General features: G+C 34.0%; 2 protein-coding genes. Both read left to right on the forward strand.

The window, feature by feature from the left end:
- Positions 1 to 958, forward strand: a 958-nt coding sequence (locus ACJROP_RS07885) for an Ig-like domain repeat protein (RefSeq protein ID WP_406534923.1), incomplete at its 5' end; no start/stop codon positions are given.
- A gap of 274 nt (positions 959 to 1,232) precedes the next feature.
- Positions 1,233 to 6,734 (forward strand): hypothetical protein (locus ACJROP_RS07890; protein ID WP_406534924.1); only part of this gene is annotated, 5,502 nt, incomplete at its 3' end.

Raw genomic sequence — 6,734 nt, forward strand, 5'->3', positions numbered from 1 at the left:
CGGCAAGATCAATTACACTTTCTCAACTGAAGGTTATTCCTATGGAAATCACACTGTCAATTTCCTTTACTTCGGAAAATCCTTTGATAGTGATCTTTTCTTGGAATCTGACGGCAAGACTCCTGTGAAATATGCTTTGAATATCTTGCCTAAGGAAACCACTTCAGTTGCACAGTCCGATGACGACAATTATTTCATAGTATATGTTTATGATGATGAGGGAAATATCGCATACGATGCTATTGGTACCATTGCCTTCTTTGTTGATGGTGTTAAAGGCCCTGTTGTTGAAATCGTTAACGGTATTGCAAGATTAGACTTATCTCAATTTAAGAATGGCGCATATCTGATTTCGTGGACTTATTCTGGAGATAACAAATACGGTCCATCTTCAAACAGCTTGTCTCTAACAGTTTATCACAAGCCGGCTAAGATTTCTGCAAGCGCACTGACTGCATTGTATTCTGCGGGCAACAAGTACTCAGTCACTGTCTACAAGCCTGATGGCAGTCTTGCAAGCGGAGTCAAAGTAACATTCCTGATTAACAATAAGGCATATAAGACCGTAACAACTAACTCTAAAGGTGTTGCCAGTGTTGTGATAAAAAGCATTCCTGGATCTTACAAGATTACAACCAAAGCTTTGGATGTAAGCGTTACTAAAAACTTGAAAGTAAAACATGTTGTTTCACTCAAAAAGGTTACAGTTAAAAAATCAGCCAAAAAGCTTGTATTGACTGCAACCCTTAAGAAAGTCAAAGGAAAATACCTTAAAAAGAAAACAGTTACCTTCAAGTTCAACGGTAAAAAGTACAAGGCCAAAACCAACAAGAAAGGAGTGGCAAAAGTCACCATCAAATCAAGCGCACTTAAAAAGCTCAAGGTTGGCAAAAAGGTAAAATACCAAGCAACATACTTGAAAGACACAGTCAAAAGAACTGTTAAAGTTAAAAAATAAGGATTTTAATTTTCCTTATTTTTTTTATTATTTTTTTTAAACATTATTTTTCTACCTATTTTTTCATTTTTTATTAAATTTTAAAGTAACATATTGTATACATTATGGATTGAAAATTAATTAGTAAAATGTCAATTTCGATAAATTATTTTTTTGATAGTCTTTAAAAAAGTAAAAGAAATTAGCAACTTTTTATTAAATTATAAATAGCTTTTAATTATAAACATTATATTATATTTAATATTAAATCGATTTATATTTGAGTTGTTGATATATGAGGTTTAAAAAAGGAATGCTGATAACGTTAATATTATTGGCGATTTTAACAATGGGGGCTGTCAGCGCATCGGATAATATCACGTCTGATGATTTGGCAGCTATGGATGAGGGAGATGTGGCGGATGCATCTCTTGATGATGAATTAAGTGAAATATGTGAAGAAAATGTTGCTGTTGAGATGGATGACGGTGACGATTTAAAGGATTCTGATGATGAGATTACTGAAGATAATTTCCATTATTGTTGGGTGAGTAACCGTGAAACTAAAAATAATGATGATTATGACAAAGAAATATGCAATATTGGGGTCTGGAATGTTTATGAAGGTACTCTATCTTTAACTATTACAAATCAGGATGATTATTCCAAAACATATAATAAAACTATTCCAGATGATTATGATATGGATAATCATATTGTATGGAGATTGTCTGAGTTGGATATTATTGATGAGGTGGGAGCTTATAATTTCAATGTAAATTATGTTAATGGAGATACAGACATATCTATAATTGAAGATTTTAGTTTCCAGTTAATCCAATTGGAATTTGCTTCACAAGAAGGAGATATATTTAAAGAATATCCATTCGATGTAATAAGAATTTGGGATGGAGAAGCGAATGTTGAAATTTATGTCAATGATAATCAGTGTCAAAACAGTGAAGAAAATCCATATGGATGGAGATTTAGGGATTTGGGCATTGATAAGGTAGGAGAATATAACATCACTATTAAATCATTTGATGAGGATGGAGAGCTAATTGAAGAGATTAGTTACACTTTAAATGTTATCGAGTTTGATAAGTCCGATTTTTTAGTATTTTCTAATTTCCAAGTTTCAGACCTTGATGAACCTGCATTATATATCTACTGTCCGGATGGCAGTGAAGGATCCATTGGCATTTATGGGGAATCTTTGGAAGATGAGTTTGATGTAAAACCTAATGAATGGATGACCTGGACTCTAGATGATTTAGGAATAGATGGCAATGGTGACCATGAATTTGAAATAGTGCATTATACTGATGATAATCATGAAGGTGAGTTTATAGATTACATATATGTCGGTGTTTGGTGTTTTATGAATCTAAACATGGATTGGACGATATCAAGCCATGAATCAAATAATGACGGGGAACGTGAATTATTTAAAGTTTGGTTAAATGATGTTTATAAGGGCACTTTTGTATTAAATATTACAAATTCCAACGGGGATTGTCAAACTTTTGAAAAAACTGTCGATGATGCTGATGAAGATGGCCAGATTATATGGAGGCTGTGTGAGGTAGAAGACATCATTAATGAATATGGAGTTTACACAATTAATTTGACTTATATAAATGATGATACTGTACTCTATTTGGAGGAATCTACATTTCAATTGGTTCAATTGGACTTTGGAGCATTTGAAGGGGATATTTTCATTGGATATCCATTCACTGTTTTAAAAATTTATGATGAAGAAGCAAATGTTAAAGTTTATGTCAATGGCAGACAATGTGAAAAAGAGGATCCATATGTATGGACATTAAATGATTTGGGAATTGCAGATGCAGGGGAACATGAAATCACCATTGAATCATTTGATGATGGTGAGCTTTCCGAAAGCATTACATACACTTTGTTTGTTGATGACGATAGAAGCCAATTCAGACTTGTTTCAGACCTTTGCTATGGTGTTCAGTCTGAAGATATGGACAATCCGGTGTTATACCTTTTCTGTCCTGATTACAGTATGGGAAACACTTATACAATCAAAATAAATGATGACTACTTTGATGATGTTGTCATCGATTCTGATGTTATGAGCTGGACATTGGATGATTTGGGAATTGACTATGATGACTGGTTCAATATCAAAATATTTGAAAATGAGGATGAAGGTCCTATAGCTGAAACAGGGTTGCCTGTAGAGTGCTTTAATCATGAACCTATTATGTGGGTGGATTTATGTAATATGGATGATAATGGTGTAGTTTACATTGACAATGAAGGTTATTTATTTGAAATTCATGTACAAGAGGATGTTGGATCTGGAATGGTTGAATTACTTGTCAATGGGGAATCAAAATTCAATACTAAGATTTATAGTGGTTGGGATTACCGTTATGTATGGTATTTAAAAACATTAGGTATTACAGAACCTGGCGAATATGATATTGCAATCAATTTCATAGGTGACAACGGTGATGAAGAGACTTTTGGACAGACACTGAACGTTGTTCGCTTTGAAAATGACACATACAGGGCAAAATTATATTCTCATATTATAGAAGATGACGGAGCTGAAATTTACTTCTTCTGTCCGGAAAATGCTCAAGGAACTATCACAATAATCCTCGAAGAATTTAATGAAGATGAAGAAGAATTCGTTCCTGCCGGTGAGTTTAGTTATAAAATCAACAGCACTATGTATAATAAATGGACAGTAATCCATGAATTGCATGGTGACAATTATATAATTGACTTCAGAGTAGATGATTCTGTTGTATCTGTAGAAAGAGAAGGGTTGGTGTATGATGAAAGTCTCTCTTATCAAGTGGATACTGATAATAATCTTAATCCTGGTGATGCGGTAGCTTACATTGGAGTTCCATATGATATGATTGATTCTAATTTCACTTTTAATATAACCTGCGGTGATAAAGAACTTTTCTCAATAAGGTCTAGTGAACTTGAAGGAAGGGAATATGAATGGCATGCAGATTATGGTAGTTTCGGAGCTTATAACTATCCTATACTCCTTGAAGAAGTAAACTCATTTGATTCAGTTTCAGATAAGGATTCAATCATATTTACCCTATATACAGGAGAACCAATCGATTCTCGATGGATTACAAACAATAGATATGTCATTCAAAAAACTGATGACATTATTAAATTATATAAATATGAAGAATTGCGTATTGATTTGGTTAAAATTGTTTTACCTGGAGACTTATATTTATATATTCAAACTAGTGATGATGAAGAAGAACAAAGAAACGCATATAATGTTTCACAAGAAGATGCCACTTTTGCAGGTATCGTTGTTCCGGATGAGTTGAATATCACAGAAACAGCAGTTGTGCAAATAAATTATGAGGATTATGTTTTAACTAAAGAATTGGCTAGCTTTGACTATGATTATGATTATAATTGTTTAGGTAAAGTATATCATCTTAATTTGGGCATTTTGAACCCTGAAAATCTCAAAGGGGATGATTTAATCAATATTACTTTAACATCCAATGATGAAGTAATCGGTTACAGGACTATCGTCTGTTCCTTTAATGAGGATGGTTTACTTGAATTCGGAAGTTATGATGTTGATTCAATAGATTTGGATTTCCACTTTGGTGAAATAGGCCATTCCGAGTTTGGAATGGGTGAACATGATGGCAGATTAATGATTTTAACAATTCCAGAATATTTCAACATTACTGAAGGCGCCATTCAGCTTATAGCTGATGATGGAACAATATTATTCTCTAAATCATTATCCGAATTCGAAGAAGGTTATTTCGGATATGAGGATGAGGATGGATGCTGGGAGTATAGAATCTTAGATAATATTACAGAATTTGATTATTCCTGCCTTCCAGAAGGTGTGAATTTCACAGTAACATTCACTTATGGCAACACCACCCTATCATTTGATAGGGGTGTTAGAAAAGGAGATTGGATACATAAGGTTAACACTCCAGAAAATGTGGCCAATTTGTTCAAGATAACTGTTTCTGATGACATATTGTGTAACGGGGAAGACAATGTCATAATTATAGAAGCTACCGATGATGCAAATAGGCAAAGTATTGATATAGATATTGGAGGAGGTTACTTCGTTGTCTATGTAAACGGCCAAAAGGTTGAAGATTTGGGAAGAATATTCGGTGGACAAAATAAAAGTGATCTTTATCTAACCCATTTATGTAGTGTAAGTGATGGAATTTCTAAGCTATATCTTTATTTGCCTGATTTAAATATCACAGATAATGGAATTTACAATGTTAGGATCACACACAGGACTGATTCTGATACTGAAGTGCATCAACCTATGGAAACAGAATTATTCAATAAAAACGTAACATTGACATCAAACATTAAGGTAAACTATCAAAATGCAAGTACCAGATTATTCACAGGTTACGGTATTGATCCAGTCTTGTTATACCTGGATACCTATTATGGGGATATCAATTCAACAAACGGTACCATAACTGTTTTGAATTCTGATAACGCTACAATTTTTACAAAAAACATCAAAGATTTAAAATATGATGATGGTCGTTACATTTTAAGTTATTCTGATTTTGAAAATAAGAATTTCGGAGATAGTATCACTGTTTTATATGGTAATGGTAATGAAAGAAGCGGCGAAACCACTTTGGATGTGTTATGGAAGGATGTCGACTCCAATGATTTCACACCTAACGTGACTGAAAACGTAGAGGACTATTACGGCAACTTCGTCAATTTGAATATTCCTGATTTGTTAACAACCGGTCAAATCATTGTAACCATCAAATTTAAAAATAATCATGGCTCCAACATTTCAAACATGAATGTAACCACTGACTTTGACAGTCAGGCAGTTTATAAATTCAATATTGCTGACATTAAAGCGAATTATGACAATAATGACTTTGCTTTATCATTGTCCGATTTAGGTTTCTATGAAATCAATGGGGACTATGATGTTGATGTTAAATTCACAGCTGATGGCATAAATGAGTTAGATGTTACCAGCAACACTTTAAAAGTTGAATTCTTAGATGATATAATTATTGCTGTCAATGAAACTTCAAGATATGCTTGTGAATTGCCGTTTGCTGGCGTTCGTGTCTATGAACCTATTTCTGCTTATGGTGAACTATACATTGACGGTGAGCTTTACTCACACAAGACTTTTGAAAAAGGCTTAATCACCTTCATTTCATCTGCATCCTGGGCTCCTGGAATGCATGCTGCTGAAGTTAGGGTTTGTGACAGCGAGTTCGGATCCGTTTTGAATTCCACAACATTCACATTTGAAACTTTAACCCAAACAGATGATGTTAATGTCAGCATGGATAAAAACGTTAAGGAAAATGAGAATGTAATTGTAACAATCAATGTCATAAAAGCAGGAAACGTGACAGTTCAAATTGATAATGGTAATAAAATCACATACGCTCTTGTTGAGGGACAGAACAATGTTGATTTGGGTGTTTTAAGTTATGGTAATCATACAGTCTGGATTTCTTATAATGCAACTCTTGATGACGGCAATGTTTCATTCTACAATAACTATCTGACTTTGTTTGTTGGAGATGACGGTCGCTGGTTATCATTGCCGGAGCCACTTGTGTTGGACGATGACGATACCATTAAGATGGCATTCGGTGACGATGCTGAAGGTTATGTTTTGGTTTTCATTGATGGCGAGCAAGTTGCCAATATTACATTGGTCAACGGTTCTGCTGAGTTTGCATTGACTGATTTCGTCTTTGGCGACCACAAATATGGAGAACACACC

This window comes from Methanobrevibacter sp. (assembly GCF_045220775.1).
Taxonomy (GTDB): domain Archaea; phylum Methanobacteriota; class Methanobacteria; order Methanobacteriales; family Methanobacteriaceae; genus Methanocatella.